We start from the raw sequence: 26479 nt of genomic DNA, 5'->3' as shown, positions 1-26479 counted from the left end.
TCCTGCCCCGGCGCCACGACTGATGCAGGCCAGTTCAGGCCGCCTGACCCAAGATGGCATTGAACTGGCCGTTTCTGCAATTACCGTTCGTTCTGCGCGTCGACTAGGTTGAGCCGAGCGCGGATCGGTCGTGCTGCGGCAGGGGAGAAGGCGTTGGTAAAGCTTGTGGAAGAATATTGGGGCCGGTTGACGGTTCGCGGGGCCGTTCTCGGGTTAACTGCTGCGCTGGCATTGGTCCCGGCAGCTCCGGCATTTTCCTCGGATGTTAAGGAAGTCGGTGTCCCTTCCGAACTGCCGGGGGCCGGGCCTTTCATCTTTTCCTCTGCAGAAGAGGCCAGGGTCAAGGTTGAGATTATAGCGCGCGGACTTTCGCATGCCTATGGTCTGGCTCTCCTGCCTGCCGGCGATGCCTTGATAGTGGAAAGGGGAGTGGCCCTCCGCCTGTTGCGCGGCGCGACAGGCTCCGATCCACAGCTGATCGCCCAGCCAATCGCAAATATACCTTCTTATCTCGATGCGCCGCATCTCCATCCTGACGATGTTCTGGGCATTCAGGCTGTAGCGCTCGATCCGGACTTTGCGACCAATAGGCAGGTTTTTTTCACCTATAACAAACCGGTCGGCTTTGATCCCGCGGCACAGCGGATTACTGCGGCGACGATATTGGCGCGGGGCGAACTGCACGGACTGCGCCTGACCAAATTGAAAGACCTTCTCGAAGGGGAGGTCGCAGTCGGAACCGGAGGATCGCGTATCCTCTTCGGCCAGAATGATGATCTTTTTGTGTCGGTTGGTGCGTTGAGTATTGGCGATACCAATTCGGCCCAACGGACCGACAATATTTACGGGAAGGTTTTGCGGATATCGCGGAATGGTGCGATCCCGACCGATAATCCCTTTGTTGATACAGCAGGTGCACGACCAGAAATTTGGACCTATGGGCACCGTGATCCCCTTGGACTCGCCATGGACCCCCGCTCCGCCCGGATCGTTGCATCGGAACACGGTCCCCAGGGCGGAGACGAACTCAACGAGATCCTGCCGGGCCGGAACTACGGCTGGCCACGGTTCACCTTCGGTACCGAATATGGTGGGTCAAGCTTGCCGGTAAATCCGGTTGGCAATGGCACAGAGGCACCGATGATGTTCTGGTCGCCATCGATCGCGCCCAATGGCATCACCTTCTACACCGGTGACATTCTCCCCGAATGGAAGAACAATTTGTTCGTGACCAGTGCTAGGCGTGGTCAAATCAATGGAACCGGCGCGCTGATCCGCGTCGTGTTCAACGACAATCTGCAGGAAGTCCGCCAAGAGGTGCTCCTTGATCCGCTGCATCAACGCTTCAAGGATGTGCGACAAGGGCCCGATGGACTGCTCTATGCCGTGACGGATGAAGAGAACAGTGTTGTGCTGAGGATTGGACCCGAGGGTTAATAGCTCGATTGCCTTATGCGTGGCTTTGGCGAGATAAGCAGCCTTACCAAAATCGCGATATGGCGGAAGAATACCATTATAAATCAATAATTTTTGTATTATTCTCGATATGCGTCAGCCGTATCTTTTCTCCAATATGCTCGTCACCAGTTCGAGATCACTCTGTTTGTCCACGTCGATCGCCGCTTCGGCGAATGGCAATATGATCGGCTCTGCGCGCAGCAAAAGCCGCTGACCCGCTGCTCCCATAGCATTTTTGAAGCTGATCGTCCGGGTGATCGCTCTCAGCAGCAACCAGGGGCCGAAAGGGAAAAGGAGCTTCCAGCCCTTTTTGCGATCCTGTTCGACCGTGGCCCATAGAGCCAGCGCCGGTTTCGCTGCGGCATTGTGCAAGGCGAATAGATTGGCGCCGCTATACGCGCCGCCTCTGAATTTCAGCCAGGTGCGTTTCGCGTCCGGATAGGCGGCCAGCATCGTTTTGCGTTCAACCACGCCCACGGCTACATCCTGGCCGGTGTAGCCCAGAAAGAAACCGTCGAGAATGGCCGTGGTCAGCAGTGCATTGTCCGCCGTAGTGACCAATACCGGCCAAGGTGCCACCGCGCTGCCAGCAACTTCGTGAATGCTGGCGGCGATGCCATCATTGGATACGATGAAGCTGATTTTGTCACTCTCCAGCAGATCGGCCGCAAAGCCTGTTTTTAGCGTCTCGGGTGACTGGGTCATGATCACGATCTTGCCGACATCCGACGATGCCATCAGCGCACGGGTAACCCGCTCCAGCATCGACTGGCCGGCTATCTCGATCAGCGCCTTATGGGGGACGTCGCAATGCACCGCCATCGGATCGCCTTCAGGGCGCTGTCCGGCCAGAATGATCGCTGTCCACAGCGGTTTGGCATCCGTCGGTGCGCCACCGACCGGCAGAGCGGGATCATTTGCTGCGAGCACGGACATCCGTATTATTTCCAATGGCGACCTGCGCGGAAAATATGTGCGCATGAAACGCCTTAGCCGCAGCGGGCGTTTTTGCAAAGCAGACTGCAGCAATATGCGTTTCGATGGCGCCGGAACCCGGGGCTCGGCAGAGCTCTAGGGATCGCGAGCGCATGGACTTCCGCGCGCAATATGTGCAGGAGCAGCGAGCGCGGACCGGTTCCGCCCATGGCCAACAAGAGATAGGGTCGAACGCCGATGAAATATACATGATGCCCGATCCATCGGCCCGGCCGCAGCGCATCGGTTTTCTGTTCAACCATGATGAACTGCACCAGGTGGCCCATATCGCACCGATCATTTCCGCGCTGCAACGGCTGGCACCAACCGCCTCGGTGGAAGTCATATCGTCCAGTGACCGGCAACAGCAGGCGGTTGAGCAGTTTCTGGATCCGGCCTGTCCACCACCCGTATTTCGGTCAATCCGGTCGCACGCCGGCGCTCGGCTGTTCGAGCGGCTTTTGGGCAATATTGCGCCGCTCGGGCGTCTGAGCAGCCTGAAGCAAAATACCGCGTTGTTCCGCAATTTTGATGCGCTGGTGGTTCCGGAAACGACAACTACCTTTCTCAAGAAAAATTCCCAAAACAGCGTGCCAAAGCTGATCTTCTTTCCCCACGGTGCCGGGGACCGCTCGATCGGATTTTCAAAGGAGATAAGCCTGTTCGACTATGTGCTGCTGCCCGGTGCAAAGACGCGCGACCGGATGCTGGCGGCTGGTGTCATTCGCCCCGACAATCACCGGATTGTCGGATATCCAAAATTTGAAGCTTATGCTGATCGCCCGCCGATAAAGCTTTTCGACAATGACAAGCCGACCGTGCTGTACAATCCCCATTTCGATCCGTTGCTGTCGTCCTGGTTCCGCTTTGGTGAACAGATTCTCGACTATTTCGCCAACCAGCGGGATTATAATCTGATCTTCGCGCCGCATGTTATGCTGTTTCAGCGCAAGCTGCTGGCCTCGGTCGAGCATCGGTTGCTCCGGTTTCGGGAGCGTATCGACCCGCGCTACGCCGATTTTGACCATATCCATATCGACACCGGCAGCGCGCGTAGCGTCGACATGACCTATACCCGCGGCGCCGATATCTATCTGGGCGATGTCAGCAGCCAGATCTACGAATTTATTCAGACCCCCCGGCCTGCGATCTTTATCAACTCCCATGATGCAAAATGGCGGGACAATCCCAATTACGAGCATTGGACTTTTGGGCCGGTGATCGATGATATCGGCCGTCTCGGTGCGACACTTGCTGAAGTCACGCCGTTACCCGATCGATATCGACAGGTGCAGGCCCGTGCCCTGGCTTATTCGTTCGATATGGAAAGCCCCGATCTGCCATCGGAGCGAGCGGCAAGGGCGATTGCCGAATTTCTCCATCTTCCAAAGCAGAACGATGGGCTTCTCAAATAGCAGTAGGCTCGATCGTCAGAAAGTCCCTGATCTCGACGGAATTCGGGCCGAGAGTGATCGGATTTTCTACCCCCGGCAGCACACAAATATCGAACAATTCGGTAATCGCGCCTTCGAACCGCAGCCAATGTGCGACCGCTCCGTCTTCCTGCGAGACGATCTGAACGCCGCACCAGGCATCGCTATCGGTTTCTTTTAGTCGATCATCGAGGGCCAGACCTTCGAAATGGCCGTGGCGAGGCTTGGACAAGGTGACGAAGGCATGGTGGTTGTGAAAGGCCAGGCCGCGCAAAAATCCCGGGAAAAAGGCCAGCGGTACAAAGCCGCCCTGATCCGGGTCAAGCCAGCCCAGTTCGCCGGTTCCCGAGTTCAACAGCCACAGCCGACCGTTATGGAAACGCGGACTGTGCGGCATCGACAGGCCCTCGGCCAAGACCGCATTGCTCTCGACATCAATAATCAGGCCGCCAGCGTCCCGGTCATCCCGCCAGCCCTTGTCGACATTCGAACGGGAGACGGCGCTGACATATTTCGGCTTGCCGCTGACCATCGCCAGTCCGTTCAGATGGCAGCGATCTTCGGCCACGATCTCGCTGATAAACTCCGGCTTCCATATAGGCTTGAAGCTGTGGGTGAGACTGGGTTCGCAAAGACAATTATGGCGGGTGTTGACGAAGACGATCTTGCCGTTGTCCTGAATGCCGATTTCGTGAATGTCGACATTGCCCGTTGTCTGCATATTGCGCGGGACAAAGACCTTGTCGTGCACCTGATTGGCCGTCTGACCGGGGTCGAGTACATTTTCCATCCGCACGATCTGGGTCAGCGTGCCAAGATAGATGCGGTTGGCATCGCCGGTCAGCCCCATCGCCTGTGGATAGACCGCTTCGTGCAGCGCCAGCTTCTGGTCTGGTCCGCGTCCGATCAGATACAGGCGGCCGGTCTGATAGGAGGTAAATCCGATCGCGATATCATTGGCTGCCAGAAACTCCGCCAGGCCTGGCGAAAAGCTGATGTCTATACTGCCAGGTTCCAGGTTCTCGGCGGGTGCCGCAGCGGTCGGAACATTTCTGTTTTCCGGAGCGACCGTTTCGGGGCCATCGGTCCTGGCGCTGTCTTTGCTCACACTATCGCTCCCGCACGGCAATCGGCCTGTTTACCGATCTTTCCATAAAAGCGCGTGCGAGCAAAGGCTTAAATGCCGGGCACCGTCGGGTGTCCGGTCGTGGGGCGTGCGACGCGCAGCCCTCAGAAATCGATTGCGATGCCCTTATGCACCCAATCGCCATAGCGCGTGGGCCCCTTTTCCTCGACAATCTCGTCTGCCTTTTCCAGCGGATCGGGCTCCGGCACCGGCTTGCTTTTGGAAAGATGCGCGGGTGGCTTCACATGCGCTGGCCGCTCACCGGGTTTTCTATCGCTTTCGGTCATATTTTCGCCTGTCCGCCAAATTGAATCGTCCCGCCTCAGACCCTATATTGAACCTGTAACAGACATATTCAAGCGAGTAGAGACGATGAACTTCATGAAGACAACCATGCTGCTGGCGGCGCTGACCGCGCTGTTCATGGTTCTTGGCTATTCGCTGGGCGGCAGCGGCGGGGCGATCCTCGCCTTGGTCGTCGCGGCGGGCATGAACCTGTTCACATATTGGAACGCCGACAAGATTGTGCTGAAAATGCACAATGCGGTCGAGGTCGATGCTGCCAGCCATCCCGAATATTACAAAATGGTCCAGAATCTGGCGCGCCGCGCGCAGCTGCCGATGCCGAAAGTCTATATTGTTGATCAGGCCCAGCCCAATGCCTTTGCGACCGGTCGTGACCCCGAACATTCGGCAGTCGCCGCGACGACGGGGCTACTGAAGATGCTCAGCCATGACGAGATTGAAGGCGTGATGGCGCATGAACTCGGCCACGTCAAAAACCGCGACACGCTGATCATGACGATGGTTGCGACGATTGCCGGTGCGGTGTCGATGCTGGCGAATTTCGGCCTGTTCTTCCGTGACCGCAGCGCTGGCATAGCGGGCCTGATGGCGGTGCTGATCGCGCCCTTTGCGGCGATGATCGTACAGATGGCGATCAGCCGCACCCGCGAATTTGGCGCCGATGCCGCAGCCGCCCAGATCAGCGGCAAGCCTCTGTCGCTGGCGTCTGCGCTGGCCAAGATATCCGGCGTTGCTGCCCGTACACCGAACCCCGTCGCGCAGCGCAATCCCGCCGCATCGCAGCTCTATATCGTGCCCGGCGGCGTGCGTCAGATGTTCTCGACCCATCCGGCAACGGAAGACCGGATCGCGGCGCTCGAGGCGATGGCACAAAGCGGTGGCTCTGGTGGCTGGTCGCCGTCAGCCGATGACGCTGGCGGCATGGCCCGGCCGCGCAAGCCCAGCGCGCTCGATCCGACGCGGTAGCATGACGAACGGTTGGAGGTTGGCTACTTAGGCTTTACAATCGCTCGGCCCGAAAGGGCTGACGCGCGCTGAAATCGTCTTCAGACGCGACGCCCGTCTTTTACGGACAGGCGGCCTCTACAGCTTTCTTCGCGATACGGACCTGCACCGGCGTACTGGCGAGCACTTCGCCGTCGATTGAAATCTTGAGCTTCGGTTTCGTAGCCAGATGAAAGGAGGCACCGGTAAATTCGCGCGTGTTTGCATCTCTGTCCCGCAGCTTGAACGCCTTGGCATACCAGTCCCAGCCGAGCTTCAACTTGCTCTTCCCGACCACGGCCTGGATAACGATTTGCCCGCTGTCGATTTCCGCGCTGTCCGACAATTCCAGACCGCCATGATAGGGGCCGTTCAATATCCGAACCTCGGTCGACCACAAACGGTGCTCGGTCGTGCCATCGTTGAGGATCAGTCGGAAGGGCTGGAAATGGACAAGGCATTTCATCGCCCACAGCAGATAGCCGAAACGACCCAGATAGCGTTTCAACTTGTCGGGGACCGTTTCGCCAATGATCGGCGAAACGCCAAGAGATGCTGCGTTGACAAAATAATCGTCGTCGATCATTCCCAGATCAATCGGCTTGCGACGCCCATTTGCGATCACGTCGATTGCGCCTTCTAGATCGAGCGGCAGGCCCAGCGTGCGTGCGGAACTGTTGGCGGTGCCAAGCGGCAGAATGGCAAAGACGCAATCTGTGCCGACAAATTCATCAACGACGCCGGAAAGCGAACCGTCGCCACCCCCGACGACTACCATCGGCGCACCAGTCTGAATAGCCTGCCGGACGGTCGCGCGGATCTCTTCGGGATTCTCGACGTCGATGGCGTCAAGCAGATTGATACCCGCCTCAACGAGTTTCTCTTTCGCTTCCTTGAACTGTTCTTCTCCTTTGCGGGATGCAGCGTTGACCACAAGAATAGCATCGCGGGGAAGATTATTGTTTTTCATGGGTAGACAACGCCACTGGGGATAATTGGATGCACGATGAAACTTCTTTAGGGTTGGACCGTTGAACCTTCATGGCCCGGATCGCGCATTTATCTGATATTCATTTTGGTGCCAATGATCCGGAGATCGTCGCCGCAACAATTGACTGGTTGAAGGAAAAACAGCCGGATCTGGTCATTATCAGCGGGGACCTCACCCAGCGCGCGCGCGAACGCCAATTTCGGGATGCCGCCGATTACCTGCAAGCGCTTCGGCAAAATGGCCAAAGGCTGCTGGTCGTTCCCGGCAATCATGATGTTCCCCTTTATGATATATTTCGGCGATTCATTTCGCCGCTTGGCCGTTACAAACGGCATATTTCAGACGAACTTTGCCCCTGGGCGGAGACGGACGAAGCCGCCATTTTGGGCATCAATACCGCCCGGTCGCTGACGATCAAGGATGGGCGCATCAACGCAGAGCAAATGCAGCTCATCCGACAGCGATTCAGAGGCGTTGCGGCCAATAAAAGCCGAATTCTGGTGACTCATCATCCGCTGTTTGAATTGCCGATTGGGCAAGGCAATGAACTTAGTGAGGCGGTGGGGCGGCAGGAAGATGCTCTCAAGGCGATAGCCGACGCCGGCATTCATTTAACGCTGGCGGGTCATTTCCACCGCACTTATGCGGAGGCCGCGAGCAAAATGGCGAAGGATGCGGGGCCGACCCTCGTCATTCAGGCAGGCACAGCCACGTCGACCCGCTTGCGCAATCAGGAACCGCAAAGCTTTAACTGGCTGCACGTCGAGCAAGACAACCGGATGGAACTGCAAGTGATCGTCTGGAATGGCAAAGACTTTCAGCGGGCAAGCCATGTCGGCTTCGCTCTGGAGCAGGGGCAGTGGCAATCGCAAGACTTGTCGACACAGGCTGTGGTCCAAGACAATATTCTCTTGAAACAAACGCAAAGCTGACGGTCGCCCCTCGTTAGCCAGAGCGCTGGTCGGATCGGCGCTGAAATTCGCTCAGAGGACCAGATACGGCGCGCTGTTTTGAAGCGGCGGCAGATCCTCGTCGGTATCGGCGCTGTCGGCCAGGACATCACCTCCCGCCAGGGGCTCTCGCAGCTTGGGCTGCAGAAATATCAAACTCAGGAAATAGCCGATAATCGCGCTGGCTCCATATCCAACAATCGGGGTCGGATAGGCACCCATGGCGGCAGCCGAGATCAGCGTCAGTCAGCTGGAAGCAAATACATAATTCGCAACGGTGCGCTCGTCCTTCGGAACCATCAGGATCGGGCAGACCAGCAGCAGACATCCGGCCCAGAGCGCCAAACCGACCCAAAGGCTGACATCAAAGGCAGACCATAATATCAGGTCGACAAAGGGCACCGCTGGCAGCCGGTCGGGCAGCACCAATGTGGCAGCGAATGTCATTGTGCAGAATATAGACGCAGCAATAGTCAGCCGGTTCGTCCGCATCAGGGCGACGATGGCGATCGCCGCAAACAGCATCGCCGCCATCGCCCGGTCGGGCTGAGCCGCCATGGCAAAGGCCGCGACGCCCACCGCCAGTGTCGTGCGCGGATTTTGAACTCTGGCGAAGCATACCGCGATCATCGGCAAAAGAATGAGACTGGTCTGAATGAAAAACGGCCCGATCAACAGCCAGCGCTTCGCTTCGTCGATGGCGTACCCGAAAATGGCAGTGCCCAGCAGAATGAAAGCGCCGATCAATGCAGTCGCAGATACCACCGGATCGGTGGCCCGGGCGGACAGCCTCAGCGAGGGAGCGAGCAGGATGCCGACGATCAGCGCCCCGCCATTGACGATCGCCATGGTCAGCGGCGCTCCGGACACAAGAAGATAGGCGAGACCGATCAACCCTGCCGTCAGACCCGAAGCGAATGCCAATACTGTAAACCTGTCTCTCACCATGCTGCTTCCTCTGTTTCCGGTTGAAATAACTGTCTCGAAGCGAAAGCGGCAACAGGCCATCAGGCAACTGAGCGCGAAAACAACGGCTTCCCTGTCCCGTTCGATCGCTGCCATTTCCGCAACCATCGCTTGCGCCCAATTTTTCCGATGATCGGGCACAATCCTGAGGATCGCCCATTGCAGCGCATTCCGCATCATATCGGCTTCGCCCGCAGATCGGAGGGGGCGGTCTGACGACCGTCGCTCAGCAGACTCTTTGCCAAGGCACGTCCGGCGTCCGTCAATCCATAAAGATGGCGGGGAGGGCGCCCTCCCACCGTTGTCTCTTGCCAGTGCGAAGCCAGCATCCCCTGATCTTCCAGCCGCGCGAGCATGGGATAGAGGGTGCCAGGCTTTATTCCGGTAAGTTGCATGATCTCATAGCCATGGAGGCTGTCAGGCGCGTTGAACAAGGCTATCAGCGCCTGTTTCGTCGCCTTTGATGGTGCTCTTGTTTTTCGCATGACCAGTTATATCGATATATATCGACTTATTGTCAATCGTCTTATTTTCCCGCTGCGCCCCCATCCAAAAGCTTGATCGAAAAGCAGGAAAATCCGTGCGATGAGAAAATGCACACTATCCGGTCTGCGCATGTCCCGGCTTCGGTGGCTGGTCCAGCCTATCACCCTATAACCTCGTGCCTTGATCATCGTGATTCGCCAGACACAGATATATGGTCGGACAACGATCCGCACGACCCTTGAAAAACAAGCAATGTCTGTATATAGTTATCATGATAACTAAAGGAGTGCTCATGACGGATCGACTGAATGTCATCGCAAAAATTAAGCCGCACACCGAGAATCTTGATGAGGCGCGCAATGCAATCTGTGCGATCATCGATCGCACCCGCGCCGAGCCGGGCTGCATCACATTCCGGTTGAGCGAAAACGCTAAGGACGGAAGCTTGCATCTTTATGAGGAGTGGCGCGATGAAGCTGCTCTGGAAGCGCATCATCAACAGCCATACACCAAGGCGGTTTTCGAAGCCTACAAGGACTGGCTGGTGGAAGAGCCAGATATCATCCGCTTGCGTCCGGTTAGCTAGCGCTATGTTTTTTCTAAAAGGCTTGCCGAGCAGGCGAATGGTCGAAGGATATGCGGACCGCTTCGACAGCGTCGACCCGGCCAGGGTACTTGGCGCGCTGTCTCTTATGCGAACCGGCAGCCTCCTGATCCGCAAGCTGGAAGCCTATTTTGCAACACATGACCTCTCGCAATTGCGCTTTCTGATCCTGATCCTCATTGATCGCGAACCGGACCGTACAGCCTTGTCCGCGAGCGAGATTGCGGAAAGGCTCGACGTCTCGCGACCGGTTGTCACGCGGACACTCCGGACCTTGGAGGAGTCCGGGCTGATAGCAATTGCCGCCGGCGAGGACGACGCAAGATCGAGGGAAGTTTCTCTAACTCGGTCGGGTGAGAGCAAGCTGGGTGAAGTCCTGCCGGGATATTTCTCGATACTCCATGGCGCGGTGTAGTATGACGTTGGGAAAGTTTGCCTTCGTGTAACAAAACGAGCGTGCGAACGACGGCAATCGTCCGATAAGCTGGCCTGCTGCTTCTGCATCGGCCACATTCCGCCCATCCAAAAGCTTGATCGAAACGCGGGAAGGTCTATGCGGTGCGGCAGCGCAATCCATCCGGTTTGCGCATGTCCCGGCGATCCGGGGCAAGCCAGTGCGGAATTGAACCATGAACCAGCCCAATAAAGCCATCCCCGGCCTCGCCACGCGCCAGTCCGCTCTCCGTCTGCTCGATGCTGTCTGCCGGCGCGGTGAGACGCTGGATCAGGCGATGCCTGCCGCGACCGGCAAATTGTCCAACCCTTCTGACAAGGCGCTGGCCCACAATATCGCTGCCAATGTTCTGCGCTGGATGAGCGCACTCGACGCGATGATCGACAGCGCCACCCGCAACCGGCTGGCCGACGATGCCAAGCCGCGGATGGCTCTGCGGATCGCGCTGGCGCAGGTGCTGATTCTGGATACGCCGCAACATGCCGCGATTTCGACCGCTTTGCCGCTCGTTCATGGCGGCCCGCGCCGCCTCGTCCACGGCGTCTTTTCCACTGTCATGCGCGGCGTTGAATCGGGTGAACTGAAACTGCCCGAATATCCGGAAATTCCGGGCGAAACGCTTGACCGCTGGACCCACAATTGGGGCGAGGACGTGGCCCACGCCGCGAACCGTGCCTGGGCCAAGCCCGCGCCCTTGGATCTCAGCTTTCAGACGGACGATATTGGTGCGCTGGAGGGCGAGAAGCTCGCTCCGAAACAGCTTCGCATGCCTCCAAATCTTCCCGTTACCGGGCTTCCCGGCTTCGACGAAGGCCAGTTCTGGGTCCAGGACCTCGCCGCCTCGATTGCTGCGCGGCTGCTCGGGGCAGGCAAGGGCCGGACGATATTGGATCTGTGCGCCGCTCCTGGTGGCAAGACGATGCAACTGGCCAGCGCCGGCTGGAAGGTGATCTCGGTCGACAGCAGTGCGAAGCGGATGGAGCGGTTTCAGGACAATCTCGGGCGGACAAAGTTGCAAGCCGAAGAAGTGATCGCCGATCTCATGCAGTGGCAGCCAGCTGAACCTACCGATGCGGTCCTGCTCGATGCCCCGTGCAGCGCCACCGGTATTTTCCGCCGTCACCCAGACGTGCTACATTGTATCGGTGCCCGGCAGATCGCCGACCGGGCGGAAGGACAGCTTGCCTTGCTCGACCGCATCGCTCCCTGGGTGAAAGTCGGGGGGGCGCTGGTGTATGCCGTCTGCTCGCTGGAACCCGAAGAAGGCGAGGAGCAGATCGAAGCTTTTCTCGAACGCCATGATCAGTTTGCCATTGATCCGGTGACCGTCGCAGAGCTGCCAGAGCATATAGTGCCAACCCAAAATGGTTGTGTTCGCACGCTGCCAACAACACTGGCAGAGCAGGGCCATGTCGACGGTTTCTTCATCGCCCGTCTGGTCTGCAAAGACTGATCCTCTACATATTGTGAACCTGTCCCCAAATTGTCCACAAGGGACTGTGGCAGCACCGGATTAGCGCCTTGCTTGCTCCGACCAAAAATTCTAGGGCCGGAAACAGTTTAAGGAAGCGCCATGTCCGACAGCATTCGTATCGCCCCGTCCATTCTTTCTGCCGATTTCGCTCGGCTGGGAGAAGAGGTGCAGGCCATTGACCGCGCTGGCTGTGACTGGATCCATGTCGATGTGATGGATGGCCATTTTGTACCCAATATCACCATCGGTCCTGCGGTCGTAAAAGCGTTGCGCCCGCACAGTGCCAAGCCTTTTGACGTCCATCTGATGATATCTCCCGTCGACCAATATCTTGAGGCGTTTGCCGACGCCGGCGCAGACATCATCTCTTTTCACCCGGAAGCCGGCCCGCATCCGCACCGCACGGTTCAGACGATCCAGGGGCTGGGCAAGCAGGCCGGTCTGGTGCTCAACCCGGCGACTCCGCTCGACATTCTCGACTATCTGATCGAGGACCTCGACCTGATTTTGCTGATGAGCGTCAACCCCGGCTTTGGCGGACAGAGTTTCATCGACAGCCAGCTGCGCAAGATCGAAGCAATCCGCAGCCGGATCACCGCCACCGGCAAGGATATCCGTCTGGAAGTGGACGGCGGCATCGATCTCAACACGGCGCCCAAGGCGATCGCGGCCGGTGCCGATACGCTGGTTGCCGGAACCGCAACCTTTAGGGGTGGTCCGGATCATTATGCTTCCAATATCAGCGGTTTGAGGGGTGAATGACGACCGACGGTTCTGACCGGCTGGATCTCGGTGACGGCGATCCGGATGAACAATCCACCCACGACGAACATGACAGCGCGGGTGAAGGACGGAGCCTGACCCTCCGCCACGATCGGGATCATGGCCAGTCGCTCGCCGAGCAGGTGGCGATGCTCTATTATCGGATGACCTGGCGGATGCCGATGCACCGGCTCCGCCTGTCCGGGAAATTGCCCTTGCGGCTGCTGGCGGTCCCGGTTGATCCGGTCGAAGGGGACCGGGTTCAGGGCATGGCCGTGCGCGCCGGCCATTTCCTGTTTCGCGGACTCAAGAAAAAGCACGAGAATATCGATTTCGCCAATCTCAAGCTACCACCGCAGTTTGAGGATTATGTGCATCGCTTCCAGTGGCTGCGCGATCTAGATACCGCGGCGTCGCGCGATCAGGCCGTACCGGTAGCGGAACAGCTGATGAACCAGTGGCTGGATGCCAATGGCGGCGTGATCCGTCAGCCGGCCTGGCGGCCCGACAATTGCGGCTGGCGATTGCTGATCTGGGCCAGCCACGCGCCGCTCATCCTGTCGTCCAGAGATCTGATCTACCGCTCCAAGCTGCTCAACAATATTGCCCGCACCGCGCGCCATCTCGACCGGACTGCCGACAAGGCCGAATCCAGTCTGGGCCGTCTGGTGGCGTGGAGCGGCGTGGTGGCCGCATCCTTGCTGTTGCCCGAGGGCCGGGTGCGCCAGATTGTCGGCGAAGCCGGTCTCGAAAAGGCGATGGGCGAATTTTTCTTTGCCGATGGCGGGGCCGTCTCCCGGTCGCCGATTACGCAGATGGACTCGGTCGTGCTGCTGTCGATGCTGAAACAAGTCTATCTGGCACGCAAATTCGATGCCCCGCCGTTTCTGGAAGAGGCGCTCAACCAGGCCGTGCCGCCGCTGACGGCGCTCACCCATTTCGACGGCACGATGGGCAATTGGCAGGGCAGCGGCGCGACGTCGGCAGAACAGATTGCGCAAGTCGTCGAGGCCAGTGGTGTCCGTGCCAGACCTTTGCGGCAGGCAAGGGAATGGGGCTATCAGCGAGTGACATCCGGCCGGTCGGTGCTGGTTCTGGACGCAGCGCCCCCGCCGATCGCGCGGATGGCGGTTGCCGGTTGTGCCTCGACCCTGGCCTTTGAACTTTCCCATGGCGATTGCCGGATCATCAGCAATTGCGGCGGCGCGGGGCTGGTCGGTGCTACGATCCCGGCAGCACTCGCGCGGGGCCTGCGCACCACCGCAGCCCACAGCACGCTCTGCATAGAGGACAGCAACAGCACATCGATATTGCCCGACGGCAAGCTCGGGCGCGGTGTCAGCGAAGTCGAACTGTTCCGGCGCGACGTCGAGAACGCGACCCGGCTGGAGGCCAGCCACGATGGTTATGCAAAGCGCTTCGGGCTGGTGCACAAGCGGCTGCTGCTGCTGCGCTCCGACGGGCTGGAGCTGCGCGGCGAAGATATGCTGATCCCCGATGGCAAGAAACGCCGGCGCCGCAAGGCCGATATTCAATATGCGCTGCGCTTCCATCTGGGACCGGATATCGAAAGTGACTTGATTTCAGAGGGCAAGGGCGTGCTATTGCGCCTGAAAGACGGTAATTTATGGCAATTCCGCTCGACCAGCGGTGAAATTCAACTGGAAGAAAGCGTCTGGGTTGACGGCATGGGCATTGGCCATGACGTGATGCAGATGGTGATTTCCGGAGCAGTGGGCAGGGGCGGTGGTGCCACCGGCTGGCTGCTCAAACATATGGGATAGCAATGACCGAAAATATTAAGATCAAACGCGCGCTTCTGTCGGTTTCTGACAAGAGCGGACTGGCCGAACTCGGCAGCAAACTGGCGGCCTTGGGTGTTTCGCTGATTTCGACGGGTGGAACCGCCAAGGCGCTGCGCGATGCGGGACTGGAAGTGGCCGATATCAGCGACGTGACCAATTTCCCCGAAATGATGGATGGCCGGGTGAAGACGCTCCATCCGAAAGTCCACGGCGGCTTGCTCGCCCGGCGCGATGACGCCGGCCATGTTGCCTCGATGGAAGAGCATGATATCGCCGGGATCGATCTGGTGATCGTCAATCTCTACCCCTTCGCCCAGACCGTCGCCAAGGGCGCCGAGCGCGACGAGATTATCGAGAATATCGATATCGGCGGCCCTTCGATGGTGCGCAGCGCAGCGAAGAACCATGATTTCGTAACCATCGTTACCGACCCTTCGGATTACGATACTCTGCTCACCGAGCTCCAGGATAATGACGGCGGCACTTCGCTCGCCTTCCGCAAGAATATGGCCGCCAAGGCCTTTGCCGCGACCGCCCGCTATGACAGCATGATCGCCCAGTGGTTCGGCTTTGTCGACCAGGGCAAGATGTTCCCTGATACGCTGCCACTGACCATGAGCCGCCCGGTCGAGCTACGCTACGGAGAAAATCCGCACCAGAGCGCGGCGCTCTATCTGCCCGACGGTCCGTCTGCGAGCGGCATCGCACAGGCCGAACAATTGCAGGGCAAGGCACTCAGCTACAATAATTATAACGACGCCGATGCCGCGCTCGAGCTGGTCAGCGAATTCCGCGACGGCCCGCCGACCGTGGTGATCGTCAAACATGCCAATCCCTGTGGTGTCGCCAGCGCGGACAATATCGTTGACGCCTATAAAGCAGCGCTTGCTTGCGATAGCGTCTCTGCCTTCGGCGGTATCATCGCCGTCAACCGCCCGCTTGACGGCGCTGCGGCGGAAGCAATGACCGGAATCTTTACCGAAGTTGTCTGCGCGCCCGATGCTGATGACGACGCCAAGGCGATCTTTGCCAAGAAGAAAAATCTCCGGCTGCTGCTGACCGGCGAACTGCCCGATCCGGCCCGCACCGGCATGAATGTCAAGAATATCGCGGGCGGCTATCTGCTGCAGACCCGCGACAATGGGCATATCTCGCGCGATGACCTCAAATGCGTGACCGAGCGCCAGCCGAGCGAACAGGAACTGGCCGACTGCCTATTCGCCTGGACGGTCGCCAAACATGTCAAATCCAATGCAATTGTCTACGCCAAGGACGGAGCAACGGCAGGCGTCGGCGCTGGCCAGATGAACCGCCTCGAATCCGCGCGGATTGCTGCGTGGAAAGCCAAGGATGCAGCGGAAAAAGCCGGCTGGGACGAGTCCCGCACCATCGGGTCGTCCGTCGCCTCGGACGCCTTCTTCCCTTTTGCCGACGGCCTGATGGCTGCGGTCGAGGCGGGTGCCACCGCAGTGATCCAGCCCGGCGGCTCGATCCGCGACGACGAAGTCATCGCCGCCGCCGACGAAGCCGGCCTGGCGATGCTGTTTACCGGCATGCGGCACTTTAGGCACTAAGGTCTCTCCCTCAAGGGAGAGGGACGCGCAGACTTGGCAGCTTGCTGCCTAGTCGCAGCTGGGTGAGGGTGCACTGCGCTTCAGATGGAAGAACGCCCTCATCCAAGTCCGCCTAATCCGTTTCGCGAATAAGGCTCCCTATCCTTCTCCCTCACGGGAGAAGGGATCGATAAAAGGCAATGGCAAAAAAATCCCTGTTCCCTCCCCGTGACCAATTGCTGGCGCTCGTCCAAAATGGCGAGCTGACCGTGAAAGTCACGCCCAACGCAGGAGAAAACAGCATCAGCCTTCCGGCAGAAAACGGACCGGACGGCCTGTTGCTGATCCGCGTCACTGCTACTCCAGAGAACGGAAAGGCCAATGCGGCGGTGCTAAAGCTGCTCTCCAAAGCACTCGGCCTGCCCAAAACATCGCTGGCAGTCATCCGCGGCGGGACCAGCAGAATCAAGGTCATCGCTATCCCGGGTTGAAGAGAGTGCCCCGGTGCTCCGCACTCGATGCGGAGCCCTGCGCCATAAAACGGGAAATATCGCCAAGCTCCACCTCAACGGCGGAGCACCAATATCACTGCGGCGTAGCGGCCTGTGCGTTCTGGCCATCGCCTTCGGGAGCGGCGATGATGTCGCGGGTTACGCTGCCCTTGTCGACCGTGAACGTCTCCGGATCACCGACCGACGAACGAATTCCAGCGTCAGAGCTACCAGCCTGATCGACGATTGCCGATTCGGTGATGCTGCGTGATTGGGGACCGCCGAACATGGCCTCCAGGGTCTGCTGTTGCAGGCCACCGGTTTGCGGCCGAGGCTGACCGGGCTGTGGCGGGGTCAGCGTGAAATCGGGCGGGATGACCAGCGGGGGCTGGCGCGAAACCGCAAATTCGTCGGGCCGATCCCGGTCAAACAGACCGCTCGAACCACATGCCGTCAGGCTGGCCAGCGAAAGAAGGCTGATGGCGACGGTGGATTTACGCATGATGATATCCCTCAAAAATCTCTTACGGAGCCTGATAGCGCGCTCCTGACACAGGTCAACTTTCGTCAAGCTGAACATCGTCTTTTGTCTGATCCGTCTTTTCGCGAATAAGCAGCGCCCGCGCAAGCAGGATTACGACACCAATGCTGATACAGGCGTCAGCCAGATTGAAAATCAGGAAAGGCCGAAAATCGCCGAAATGCAGATCGGCAAAGTCTGCGACATAGCCGAGTCGCGCCCGATCCACGATATTGCCCATCGCGCCGCCCAGAATCATGCTCAGCGCGACAATGTCCCATTTGGCCTTTTCCCGGCGCATCCAGACAAAGACAGCCACACCGATCAAGCCGGTCAGCGTGACCAGCGCCCAGCGCTGAAAGTCGGTGGAAGCGGTGAGAAAGCCCATCGAAACCCCGTAATTTTCCGCCCAGGTCAGGTTGAAAAATGGCATCAGTTCGATCTGCTGTCTGGTGGGCAGCTGCAGCGGCTCCATCACTAGAAATTTGCTGAGCTGATCAAGCGCAAAAATCAGAAAGGCAATGACCAGTCCGGCACGGCGGTATTTCTTGATTTGATCGGCGTTGGTCATATCAAAATCCGTTCCAAACAGCGCCATCGTGAAGCAGCAAGTCGTCATCCTGAATTGGTTTCAGGATCTCTCTCGACAGAGCGCCAAGCCCGGCGGGATTCCGAAACAAGTTCAGGATGACGAGTGAGTGCGTATCACTCATTCCGCCAAAACCTCCGTACAACGATCGCACAACGCTCCATCCTCTTCCACTTCCGGCAGCAACCGCCAGCAGCGACCGCATTTGTGATTATCGGTCTTGCTCACGGTGATTTCGGCACCATCGGTGACATCCGCCACAATCGCCAGCTCGGCAAATTCATCGGTGCTGATCGGCAGGTCGGCCATCGGATAGACAACTTCCGCTTCCAGACTGGACCGGATCGTCTTTTCCCGCCGCAACGGTTCGATCGCTTCGGTGACCTTTTCCCGCGCATCGCGAATTTTCTGCCATTTGCCAGCGAGATCGGCATCGGTCCAGCCCGCGTCAACGTCCGGCCATTCCTTCAAGTGGATCGAGTCATTCTCATCCGGGAACCGGCTCTGCCAGATTTCCTCGGCGGTAAACACCAGCACCGGCGCGATATAGCGGGTGAGGGCGTGGAACAGGATATCCATCACCGTCCGGTACGCCATGCGCTTCGGATCATCCGCCGCATCGCAATAGAGGCAGTCCTTGCGGATATCGAAGAAGAAGGCGCTCAGGTCTTCCTGCGCAAAGGCGTTCAGCGCCCGCATATAGGGACCGAAGGCGAAGTCGTTGACATGGCGCTTCAGCTCCGCATCGACCTCGGCCAGCCGGTGCAGGATATAGCGTTCCAGCTCCGGCATATCGGCCACAGCCACCCGCTCGGCGTCGGTAAAATCACCCAGCCCGCCGAGCATATAGCGGAACGTATTGCGCAGCTTCCGGTAGCTGTCCGAAACCCCTTTCAGGATTTCATCGCCGATCCGGTGGTCCTCGGTAAAATCGACACTCGCCGCCCACAGCCGCAAAATATCCGCGCCCTGCACATCGATGATCTTCTTCGGATCGAGCGTGTTGCCGAGCGACTTCGACATTTTCTTGCCGGTCTTGTCGAGCGTCATGCCGTGGGTCAGCACCGCCTTGTAAGGCGCCCGCCCCCGCGTGCCGCAGGACTCCAGCAGGCTCGACTGGAACCAGCCGCGATGCTGGTCGCTGCCTTCCAGATAGAGATCCGCCGGGCTGCGCTGCTCCGGCCATTTGCCGCTCTCCAGCACAAAGGCATGGGTGCAGCCGCTGTCGAACCAGACGTCCAGAATATCGGTGATCACTTCATAATCATCGAGCGCATAGGCGTTGCCGAGAAATTCCTGATGATCGGCATTGAACCACGCATCGGCTCCGCCTGTCTTGAACGCTTCGATGATCCGCGCATTGACCGCCGGATCATTGAGATATTCACCGCTCTTGCGATCGACATAAAGCGCAATCGGCACGCCCCAGGCCCGCTGGCGCGACAGCACCCAGTCGGGTCGCCCCTCGACCATCGATTCCAGTCGACGACGTCCTCGTTCCGGCACAAAGCGCACCTTGTTGCGGATTTCGTCCAGCGCGACTTCGCGGAGGGTTGCGGAGTCCGTCAGCCCTGAGCTTGTCGAAGGGCGCTTCTCGTCCGAAAGGCGTGGTTCGACAGGCTCACCACTAACGGTCTTGCCCCCATCCCCGTTCGCATCGAGCGAAGTCGAGATGCCTTTGGGAAGAGGTCTATCCATCGGCACAAACCATTGCGGCGTGCAGCGATAGATGATCTTCGCCTTCGACCGCCAGCTGTGCGGATAGCTATGGGTAAAATCGGCACTGGCCGAGAGCAGCGCGCCCGCTTCGCGCAAATCCGAACAGATCGGGCCTTGTGGACCGTTGAAATTCTTGTTGATCACCCCGCCGGAGCGCTCGTCGCCGCGCGGCAGCCATTCCCAGTCCTGGCGATAGACGCCATCGGCCTCGACCGCGAACACCGGGTTGATGCCGTTTTTCTTGCACAGATCGAAATCATCCTCGCCATGGTCCGGTGACATATGGACCAGCCCCGTACCCGCATCGGTGGTGACGAAATGCGAGCCATCGAGAAACGGGCGCGGCTTGGTGTAGAATTCGCTGTCCGGGAATTTGTTCGCCATCGGGTGTTTGGCGATGGCACCGGCGAGCTGGGAGCCTTTGCCTTTCCACTTATTCTCCAGATTAGTGGTTCCGCCAAAGCCTTTCGCCGTTCGTTGTGCAAATTCCGGAATCAACTCTTCAGCAATGAGATATGCACCCCAATGGTTTTCAAAGATCGGATCTTCGCCATCTTCAACAAACTCGTCAGCAGATGTTACTTCGACCAAGACATAATCAACATCCGCCCCATAAGCCAAAGCCTGATTAACAGGGATCGTCCAAGGCGTCGTCGTCCAGATTACCGCGTGGGCGCCAACCAGTTCCGGCGCATTCGGCGCTTCAACAATCTCGAACGCCACGTCAATCTGCGTCGAGACGATATCCTCATATTCCACCTCGGCCTCGGCCAGCGCGGTCTTCTCCACCGGCGACCACATCACCGGCTTGGCGCCGCGATAGAGCTGGCCCGCTTCGGCGAACTTCAATAGCTCGGTGACAATCGCCGCTTCGGCGTCATAATCCATCGTCAGATAGGGCTTGTCCCACTGGCCCATCACGCCCAGGCGCTTGAACTCCTCGCGCTGAACGTCGACCCATTTGTCGGCATAGGTCCGACATTCGGCGCGGAATTCGCTGGCCGGAACCTCGTCCTTGTTGCGCTTCTTCTTGCGATATTGTTCCTCGATCTTCCATTCGATCGGCAGCCCGTGGCAATCCCAGCCCGGCACATAGGGCGCATCCTTGCCGAGCAGGCTCTGCGACCGAACCACCAGATCCTTCAGCGTCTTGTTGAGACTGTGGCCGATATGGATATTGCCATTGGCATAAGGCGGGCCGTCATGCAGGATGAATTTCTCGCGGCCAGCCCGGGCCTCGCGCAGCTTTTCATAAAGCCCAATACTCTGCCAGCGTTCCAAAATCGCCGGTTCCTTCTGGGCAAGGCCGGCTTTCATCGGGAAATCGGTTTTCGGCAGGAAAACCGTGTCTTTGTAATCTGCTTTGGTGTCGGTCATGATCGCCGGGGATTAGGGGAGGCGGGGCCCGTGTGCAAGCGGGATTTCACGGGGTGAAGTGGCCTGATAACGGGGGTTGCTTCAAAACCGTTAGTGGTGAGCCTGTCGAACCACGCCTCCCGTCGCAAGGCGCCCTTCGAGAAGCTCAGGGCTAACGGCAGCGCAGCTCACCACCAACGGATATTGCTAGTCCAATAGTTGCCGCGCCCGCTCGCAATCCCGCTCCATCTGCACCTTCAGCGCCTCCAGATCGTCAAACTTCTGCTCTCCGCGCAGAAAATGGTGCAGCTCGACCTCGATCGTCTGCCCATAAAGATCTTCCGAAAAATCAAAGAAATAGGGCTCGAGCAATTCCTTCGGCGGATCAAAACTCGGCCGGACACCCAGATTGGCCGCGCCATTCAGCACCCGGCCATCGGGCAGGCGGCCCTTCACGGCATATATGCCATAATGCGGGCGCAGATATTGGCCAATATCGACATTGGCTGTCGGATAGCCGAGCAAACGGCCATTTTTGTCGCCATGGATGACTTCGCCCCGGATCGCGAAAGGCCGGGTGAGCAGCCGGTTCGCTTCTTCGCAATGCCCTTCTTTCAGTGCCGCGCGAATCCGGCTGGAAGAGATCACGTCATCGCTGTCGCTGATCGGCCGGACCGCTTCACTGGTCATTCCGTGGGCCGCTCCGACTTCTCGCAACAGATCGATATTACCCTGCGCGCTCTTGCCAAAGGTGAAATCCGCTCCGGTCACCACGCCCGCTGCGCCAAAGCGATCAATCAGCAGATCGGTGATGAAATCTTCCGCCGTCGTAGTCGCCAGCGCCGCATTAAATTCAAACACCAGCATTGCGCTGGCTCCGGCATCGGCGAACAGCCGCTGCCGCTGGTCCAGCGATGTCAGCCGAAAGGGCGGCAGGTCGGGCTTGAAAAAACGCACCGGATGCGGATCGAACGTCGCGATAATCGCCGGGCGACCTTCCTCCCGCGCCCAGCTCAGCGCCTTGCCCGCAACCGCCTGATGACCGAAATGAAAGCCATCAAAATTGCCGAGCGCAATGATCGCCCCGCGCAGGTCGCCTTCGATCCGGTCTTTTCCATTCAGTCTGATCATCGGATCGCTATTGCGGGCTTTTGCATTTCATTCAACCAGTTCGTAGCGCCAGCGCAGATAGGCCTCTACTCGGTCACCAGTTCGCGGGCATCGGTGCCGGGCTTGACCACCAGCGGTGTCTCCGGTGTGACGGCACCCTGTGGCACGACGACAGCTTTCGGCAGCGGCTCAATTCCTGCCTTGATCACCCGCAACGCATTGAGCCCCATCACCGCTCGGATTTCCGCTTCGGTGAATCCGGCATCCATCAGCGCCTGGGTAATCTGGACCACGCCGCTGGTGTCGAATCGCGTCGTCACCGCGCCATCAAAATCGCTGCCCAGCGCAACATGCTCAATGCCGACCAGATCGCGGACATGTTTGACTGCCTTGGCCACGGTCTTGGGATCGGTATCGCACATCGCGCCATCCCAATAGCCCAGCCCGATGACGCCGCCGGTCGCCGCCACGCCCTTGATTTCTGCATCGGTGAGGTTGCGATTGACCCCGCACACCGCTTGCACGCCGCCATGGCTGGAGACCACCGGACGCTTGGCCATTTTCAGGATATCGGCGACGGTCGCATGGCTGGAATGGGCAATATCGACGATCATTCCTTTCTGCTCCATGTCGCGGATGATGGTCCGGCCGAATTTGGTCAGCCCGCCCTTTTTCTCGCCGTGCATCGATCCGGCCAGCTCGTTATCGAAAAAATGTACCAGACCAGCCATCCGCATGCCCGAGTCATAGAGTTTCTGCAGATTTTCGCGCTTGCCTTCCAGCGTCTGCAGCCCTTCGGCCGAGAACATCACGCCAATCGGTTTCCCGGTCCGGGCGCGGAATTCGACGAGGCCATCAACATCGGCGGCATTGCTGATTTTTGCCAAGGCCCCGGCGCTGTCCTTTACCGCCCGGTCCAGCTTCTGTGCATGATAGAGCTGGCGTTCGAGCAGCGAGAACCAGGTCCGCATCGGCTGCAACTGGCTGATCGCTAGCAACGTGATATTATCGGTATCGGCGCTGTTGCTGTCGTAATTCTGGCCTCTCGGGGTCTTCGTCACACTGGAAAAAATCTGCAGCCCGATATTGCCCTCCTCCAGGCGCTTGAGATCGATATGACCATAGTCGGCGCTGTCGGTAATCTTGCGCTTCCACAGCAATGTATCGCCGTGCAGATCGACGATCATCAGACTGTCATGCAACCTCTGCGCTTCGGCGCTAATCTCAGGGAGCGGCTTGCCGTCGACCATATTGGTCTGCTTTTCGAACCAGGCTGGCCCGAAGATCAGAAAGGCAGCGATCGCAATCACAACAAGAGCCAGCAATGTCAGGATGAATTTCTTCAAGGCAGCCTCCGTTTCAGCGTTACGAAGCTGTAGCCCGGCTTGCCATTTTTCGGGTCATGATCTTCGCGCGCAACTTCCTGCCAGACCGCCTTGTCAAAGGCCGGCATGGTGGTGTCGCCGACCGGTTCGCTATGCACTTCGGTCAGCTCGATCTTGTCGGCCTTGTTAAGAAACGCCTTGTAGATCTCCGCGCCCCCGATCACCGCGATATGCGGTGCATTGGCCATTTTCAGCGCGTCTTCCACGCTGCTTGCAACGTCGGCGCCATCGCCTTCCCAGCTATCGTCACGACTGAGCACGATGTGGCGCCGACCCGGCAGCAGACCGGGCAGGCTGTCGAAGGTCTTGCGCCCCATGATCATCGGCTTGCCCATCGTCAGGCGCTTGAAACGCCGCTGATCCTCGGGGAGGTGCCAGGGGATGGAGTCGCCGTCACCGATCACGCCATTGTCGGCGCGCGCGAGAAAGAAGATGATTTCAGGATGGTTCATGCGCGACGACTAGCGCAGATCCGGCAGACTGCAAATTAGAAATATGTTTTGGTGACATGACCCATTTTTCGGCCTGGCCGGCTCTCGCCCTTGCCATAGAGGTGGAGGTGGTTGGACCCGTCGCGCAGCAGCGCCTGCCAGTCGTCGGCCTGGGCACCGATAAGATTGTGCATCACAACTTTTTTTGCGGCGAGGCTGGTGTCGCCCAGCGGCAGGCCACAAATCGCCCGTATATGATTTTCAAATTGGCTGGTGACCGCACCCTCGATGGTCCAATGTCCGCTATTGTGTACGCGCGGGGCCATCTCGTTGAATACCGGGCCGTCATCACTCGCAAAAAATTCGCAGGTCAGTACGCCAACATAATCCATTGCATCGGCCATCTTGCTGGCAAGTGCTCGAGCGGCGTCTTTCTGATCCAATATGGTTTGCGGCGCAGGAGCAGTTGAGACCGCCAATATGCCATCCTCGTGAACATTATGCGGCGTATCCCAATAGCGAATTTCGCCATCCTGTCCGCGCACCAGCAAAACTGAAAATTCGTGGCTGAAGGATACAAAACCCTCTGCTATCGCCGGTTTTCGACCGGTATCATGCCAATGCTGAGACAGATTGTCGCCCTGCTTGACGCGCGCCTGTCCCTTGCCGTCATAGCCCATGCGAATGGTTTTGATGATCGCTGGATAACCGGTTTTGTCGAGTGCGGCCTCCAATTCATTGCGATTATTCACGATCGCAAAGGGTGCGGTCAAGCCGCCTTGCGCCAAGGCATAATTTTTTTCTTCGACACGATCTTGCGCAATGTTGAGAGCCGAAGCCGGCGGAAACAGGGATACCTGATCCTTGATCAGCTCCAGCGGTCCGACGGGAACATTTTCAAATTCATAGCTGACCACATCACAGGCTTCGGCGAAGGGGATCAGCGCATCAGAATCATAATATTGCGCGCAGGTAAATTCTGCCGCGACTTTCGCAGCGACGCTCTCTTTTTCCGGCGCATAAATATGACAGCGATAACCCAATTGCGCCGCTGCCACGGCGAGCATCCGGCCAAGCTGACCGCCGCCCAATATTCCGATGGTTGATCCTGGTGAGAGTGTTTTCATTATGGCGGGTTATTCGGGCGCTTCCGCGACGGATTCGGACTGCGCCGTGCGCCATGTGTCCAGTCGCTCGGCCAGCGCCGTGTCAGAATTGGCGAGTATCGCTGTCGCCAGCAGCGCCGCATTTTTGGCACCGGCTTCGCCGATCGCCAGCGTCCCGACCGGGATGCCCGCGGGCATCTGCGCGATCGACAACAGGCTGTCGATGCCGCTCAGCGCTTTGGACTGGATTGGAACCCCGAGCACGGGGATGCGGGTCATCGATGCCGCCATGCCGGGAAGATGGGCGGCGCCGCCGGCACCGGCAATAATCACCTTGAGCCCGCGTTCCGCTGCCGAGCTGGCATAGTCATAGAGACGGCCGGGTGTGCGATGGGCCGAGACAATCTTCACTTCATGCGTGACCTGCAGATCGTGCAGGATATCGCTTGCAAGCTTCATCGTTGCCCAGTCGGACTGGCTGCCCATGATGATTCCAACCGGAGGAGGTGCTTCGACCATTTTTACCCCTGACAAATGCTACGGAAGCGATGCGGTTTAGTCGGGAATCGGTGCCGACGCAATGACACATATTGCGGGGGAAAATTAGCGCGCGGCAAGTTGTTGTCGGCGGGATTGTTACCAATTTAGAGCAAATGATCTAGCATTTCTCAAGTAAGCCGTAAATAATGTGATAACCCTGTTGTGCTTTGAAATACATGCAAATATAGGTCTCATCACTACCGGGAATCGCAAATAAAATGCAAAAGCATCAGCCAAGCAATAATCATAATTGTGCAAACTGCCTTATCTTGGAGCGGGAAATATTTGCACTGAAAGAGGATCTCGCTGAAATGAAGCAGCATGCTTATCATGACGTGCTTACCGGACTTTCAAATCGCCGCTTTTTTGTCGAGAGCCTTGAGAACCGCGTTGAGCGATGTCGGCGCTATGGCGACAATTCGGCCCTGGTATTTCTTGACGTCGATAAGCTGAAAGCGGTCAACGATGAACACGGCCATGCTGCCGGTGATGCGCTGCTGATCCGTTTAGCAAACATCTTGAAAAGCCATACAAGAGCGACAGATGTGGTGGCACGGATCGGCGGTGACGAATTCGGATTGCTGCTCGACCATCTGGATGGCGATGAGGTTGTTGCCAAAATCGACGTTTTGAACGCACGGCTCGGATCGGCCAATCTTGTCCATGCAGGCATCACTTTGCCCCTGAGTGCTTCATTCGGCTATTGTTTCATTGGTCCGCAGGACACGAAAGATGGTCTGATGTCTCGCGCCGATGCAGCGATGTACAATGCAAAAGACGAGTTCAGATAGAGGTTCCGCGCTTCGGCACGACGGTTCAGCCGCCTTGCAGCATAGGCCCGGTGCTCGTTTTGCATCTCACAAAGTCTTCAGAATTTCATCTGCAATATAATTGGCTGCAGGATA

28 protein-coding genes are annotated in these 26479 nt (G+C 58.3%); 12 read left to right on the top strand and 16 right to left on the bottom strand.

Translation table 11 applies throughout. The features are described 5' to 3' along the window. Nucleotides 1-153: 153 nt before the first annotated feature. Nucleotides 154-1437, top strand: a complete 1284-nt coding sequence (locus ACN0WW_RS13185; protein WP_417613247.1) for a PQQ-dependent sugar dehydrogenase — start codon at nucleotides 154-156, stop codon at nucleotides 1435-1437. Nucleotides 1438-1551: 114 nt separating this feature from the next. Here ACN0WW_RS13185 and ACN0WW_RS13180 read toward each other — a convergent pair whose 3' ends face one another. Further along, nucleotides 1552-2394: an NTP transferase domain-containing protein gene (locus ACN0WW_RS13180; protein ID WP_417613245.1), complete on the bottom strand. Its 843-nt coding sequence runs from the start codon at nucleotides 2392-2394 to the stop codon at nucleotides 1552-1554. Nucleotides 2395-2546: 152 nt separating this feature from the next. On the opposite strand from ACN0WW_RS13180, the gene ACN0WW_RS13175 reads away from it, so the two are divergent. Continuing rightward, nucleotides 2547-3848, top strand: a complete 1302-nt coding sequence (locus ACN0WW_RS13175; RefSeq protein WP_417613243.1) for a hypothetical protein — start codon at nucleotides 2547-2549, stop codon at nucleotides 3846-3848. On the opposite strand, the gene ACN0WW_RS13170 is transcribed toward ACN0WW_RS13175, so the two are convergent. Both ACN0WW_RS13170 and ACN0WW_RS13165 read right to left on the bottom strand, forming a co-directional pair. Beyond that, a complete protein-coding gene (locus ACN0WW_RS13170) occupies nucleotides 3841-4974 on the bottom strand; it encodes a TIGR03032 family protein (protein WP_417613241.1) in 1134 nt (377 codons plus the stop codon). The genes ACN0WW_RS13175 and ACN0WW_RS13170 overlap by 8 nt on opposite strands. Before the next feature lie 122 nt (nucleotides 4975-5096). After that, nucleotides 5097-5279, bottom strand: a complete 183-nt coding sequence (locus ACN0WW_RS13165; protein WP_417613239.1) for a DUF1674 domain-containing protein — start codon at nucleotides 5277-5279, stop codon at nucleotides 5097-5099. A gap of 85 nt (nucleotides 5280-5364) precedes the next feature. Between ACN0WW_RS13165 and ACN0WW_RS13160 the strand changes: the two genes are divergently transcribed. Then, the gene (locus tag ACN0WW_RS13160) at nucleotides 5365-6264 is read left to right on the top strand and encodes a M48 family metalloprotease (RefSeq protein ID WP_417613237.1); all 900 of its coding nucleotides are present in this window, start codon (nucleotides 5365-5367) and stop codon (nucleotides 6262-6264) included. A 100-nt stretch (nucleotides 6265-6364) separates the two neighbouring features. Here the strand turns inward: ACN0WW_RS13160 and ACN0WW_RS13155 are convergent, their stop codons facing one another. Beyond that, a complete protein-coding gene (locus ACN0WW_RS13155) occupies nucleotides 6365-7252 on the bottom strand; it encodes a diacylglycerol/lipid kinase family protein (RefSeq protein WP_417613235.1) in 888 nt (295 codons plus the stop codon). Between the two features lie 71 nt (nucleotides 7253-7323). On the opposite strand from ACN0WW_RS13155, the gene ACN0WW_RS13150 reads away from it, so the two are divergent. Then, on the top strand, nucleotides 7324-8205 hold the full coding sequence (locus ACN0WW_RS13150) for a metallophosphoesterase family protein (RefSeq protein ID WP_417613233.1): 882 nt from the start codon (nucleotides 7324-7326) through the stop codon (nucleotides 8203-8205). Between the two features lie 51 nt (nucleotides 8206-8256). On the opposite strand, the gene ACN0WW_RS13145 is transcribed toward ACN0WW_RS13150, so the two are convergent. Genes ACN0WW_RS13145 through ACN0WW_RS13135 form a run of 3 tightly spaced genes read right to left on the bottom strand, consistent with a single transcriptional unit; the run spans nucleotide 8257 to nucleotide 9674 of the window. Next, nucleotides 8257-8445 carry a hypothetical protein gene (locus ACN0WW_RS13145; protein ID WP_417613231.1) on the bottom strand — a complete coding sequence of 63 codons (189 nt, stop codon included), beginning with the start codon at nucleotides 8443-8445 and terminating at the stop codon, nucleotides 8257-8259. Between the two features lie 24 nt (nucleotides 8446-8469). Next, the gene (locus tag ACN0WW_RS13140) at nucleotides 8470-9369 is read right to left on the bottom strand and encodes a hypothetical protein (protein WP_417613229.1); all 900 of its coding nucleotides are present in this window, start codon (nucleotides 9367-9369) and stop codon (nucleotides 8470-8472) included. Further along, a complete protein-coding gene (locus ACN0WW_RS13135) occupies nucleotides 9366-9674 on the bottom strand; it encodes a PadR family transcriptional regulator (RefSeq protein WP_417613227.1) in 309 nt (102 codons plus the stop codon). Before ACN0WW_RS13135 ends, ACN0WW_RS13140 begins: the two co-directional genes overlap by 4 nt. A 293-nt stretch (nucleotides 9675-9967) precedes the next feature. On the opposite strand from ACN0WW_RS13135, the gene ACN0WW_RS13130 reads away from it, so the two are divergent. The 7 genes from ACN0WW_RS13130 (at nucleotide 9968) to ACN0WW_RS13100 (ending at nucleotide 16818) form a co-directional block, all read left to right on the top strand. Then, the gene (locus ACN0WW_RS13130) at nucleotides 9968-10261 is read left to right on the top strand and encodes a putative quinol monooxygenase (protein WP_417613225.1); all 294 of its coding nucleotides are present in this window, start codon (nucleotides 9968-9970) and stop codon (nucleotides 10259-10261) included. A 37-nt stretch (nucleotides 10262-10298) separates the two neighbouring features. Beyond that, nucleotides 10299-10694 (top strand): MarR family winged helix-turn-helix transcriptional regulator, encoded by a 396-nt coding sequence (locus ACN0WW_RS13125; protein WP_417613223.1) that lies wholly within the window; start codon nucleotides 10299-10301, stop codon nucleotides 10692-10694. 214 nt (nucleotides 10695-10908) lie between these two features. Continuing rightward, on the top strand, nucleotides 10909-12186 hold the full coding sequence (locus ACN0WW_RS13120) for an RsmB/NOP family class I SAM-dependent RNA methyltransferase (RefSeq protein WP_417613221.1): 1278 nt from the start codon (nucleotides 10909-10911) through the stop codon (nucleotides 12184-12186). Between the two features lie 120 nt (nucleotides 12187-12306). After that, complete coding sequence (gene rpe / locus ACN0WW_RS13115; protein ID WP_417613219.1) at nucleotides 12307-12969, top strand: ribulose-phosphate 3-epimerase; 663 nt, start codon at nucleotides 12307-12309, stop codon at nucleotides 12967-12969. Beyond that, a complete protein-coding gene (locus ACN0WW_RS13110) occupies nucleotides 12966-14753 on the top strand; it encodes a heparinase II/III family protein (protein WP_417613217.1) in 1788 nt (595 codons plus the stop codon). The genes rpe and ACN0WW_RS13110 overlap by 4 nt, the downstream gene beginning before the upstream one ends. A gap of 2 nt (nucleotides 14754-14755) precedes the next feature. After that, the gene (gene purH, locus ACN0WW_RS13105; RefSeq protein WP_417613215.1) at nucleotides 14756-16348 is read left to right on the top strand and encodes a bifunctional phosphoribosylaminoimidazolecarboxamide formyltransferase/IMP cyclohydrolase; all 1593 of its coding nucleotides are present in this window, start codon (nucleotides 14756-14758) and stop codon (nucleotides 16346-16348) included. 179 nt (nucleotides 16349-16527) lie between these two features. Then, complete coding sequence (locus ACN0WW_RS13100; RefSeq protein ID WP_417613213.1) at nucleotides 16528-16818, top strand: DUF167 domain-containing protein; 291 nt, start codon at nucleotides 16528-16530, stop codon at nucleotides 16816-16818. A gap of 94 nt (nucleotides 16819-16912) precedes the next feature. Here ACN0WW_RS13100 and ACN0WW_RS13095 read toward each other — a convergent pair whose 3' ends face one another. The 9 genes from ACN0WW_RS13095 to purE all read right to left on the bottom strand — a co-directional run bounded on the left by ACN0WW_RS13095 (nucleotide 16913) and on the right by purE (nucleotide 25553). Next, the gene (locus ACN0WW_RS13095; RefSeq protein ID WP_417613211.1) at nucleotides 16913-17320 is read right to left on the bottom strand and encodes a DUF3035 domain-containing protein; all 408 of its coding nucleotides are present in this window, start codon (nucleotides 17318-17320) and stop codon (nucleotides 16913-16915) included. 55 nt (nucleotides 17321-17375) lie between these two features. After that, nucleotides 17376-17909 (bottom strand): signal peptidase II, encoded by a 534-nt coding sequence (lspA, locus tag ACN0WW_RS13090; RefSeq protein ID WP_417613209.1) that lies wholly within the window; start codon nucleotides 17907-17909, stop codon nucleotides 17376-17378. Nucleotide 17910: 1 nt separating this feature from the next. Further along, nucleotides 17911-18051 (bottom strand): hypothetical protein, encoded by a 141-nt coding sequence (locus ACN0WW_RS13085; protein ID WP_417613207.1) that lies wholly within the window; start codon nucleotides 18049-18051, stop codon nucleotides 17911-17913. Continuing rightward, on the bottom strand, nucleotides 18048-21023 hold the full coding sequence (gene ileS / locus ACN0WW_RS13080) for an isoleucine--tRNA ligase (RefSeq protein ID WP_417613205.1): 2976 nt from the start codon (nucleotides 21021-21023) through the stop codon (nucleotides 18048-18050). Before ileS ends, ACN0WW_RS13085 begins: the two co-directional genes overlap by 4 nt. Before the next feature lie 186 nt (nucleotides 21024-21209). Continuing rightward, the gene (locus tag ACN0WW_RS13075) at nucleotides 21210-22133 is read right to left on the bottom strand and encodes a bifunctional riboflavin kinase/FAD synthetase (protein WP_417613203.1); all 924 of its coding nucleotides are present in this window, start codon (nucleotides 22131-22133) and stop codon (nucleotides 21210-21212) included. A gap of 65 nt (nucleotides 22134-22198) precedes the next feature. Continuing rightward, the gene (locus ACN0WW_RS13070) at nucleotides 22199-23458 is read right to left on the bottom strand and encodes a dipeptidase (protein WP_417613201.1); all 1260 of its coding nucleotides are present in this window, start codon (nucleotides 23456-23458) and stop codon (nucleotides 22199-22201) included. After that, nucleotides 23455-23949 carry a dihydrofolate reductase gene (locus ACN0WW_RS13065; protein WP_417613199.1) on the bottom strand — a complete coding sequence of 165 codons (495 nt, stop codon included), beginning with the start codon at nucleotides 23947-23949 and terminating at the stop codon, nucleotides 23455-23457. The genes ACN0WW_RS13070 and ACN0WW_RS13065 overlap by 4 nt, the downstream gene beginning before the upstream one ends. Before the next feature lie 35 nt (nucleotides 23950-23984). Then, nucleotides 23985-25055, bottom strand: a complete 1071-nt coding sequence (locus ACN0WW_RS13060; RefSeq protein WP_417613197.1) for a 5-(carboxyamino)imidazole ribonucleotide synthase — start codon at nucleotides 25053-25055, stop codon at nucleotides 23985-23987. Nucleotides 25056-25064: 9 nt separating this feature from the next. Next, nucleotides 25065-25553 (bottom strand): 5-(carboxyamino)imidazole ribonucleotide mutase, encoded by a 489-nt coding sequence (gene purE, locus ACN0WW_RS13055; protein ID WP_417613195.1) that lies wholly within the window; start codon nucleotides 25551-25553, stop codon nucleotides 25065-25067. A gap of 332 nt (nucleotides 25554-25885) precedes the next feature. Between purE and ACN0WW_RS13050 the strand changes: the two genes are divergently transcribed. Continuing rightward, the gene (locus ACN0WW_RS13050) at nucleotides 25886-26365 is read left to right on the top strand and encodes a GGDEF domain-containing protein (protein WP_417613193.1); all 480 of its coding nucleotides are present in this window, start codon (nucleotides 25886-25888) and stop codon (nucleotides 26363-26365) included. Nucleotides 26366-26479: the final 114 nt, after the last annotated feature.

Origin of the sequence: Parasphingorhabdus sp. (assembly GCF_048269865.1) — a bacterium.
In the GTDB taxonomy this organism is placed as follows: Bacteria; Pseudomonadota; Alphaproteobacteria; order Sphingomonadales; family Sphingomonadaceae; genus Parasphingorhabdus.
The sequence above is the reverse complement of the archived record's forward strand: the minus strand, read 5'-3'. Positions and strand labels throughout refer to the sequence as shown.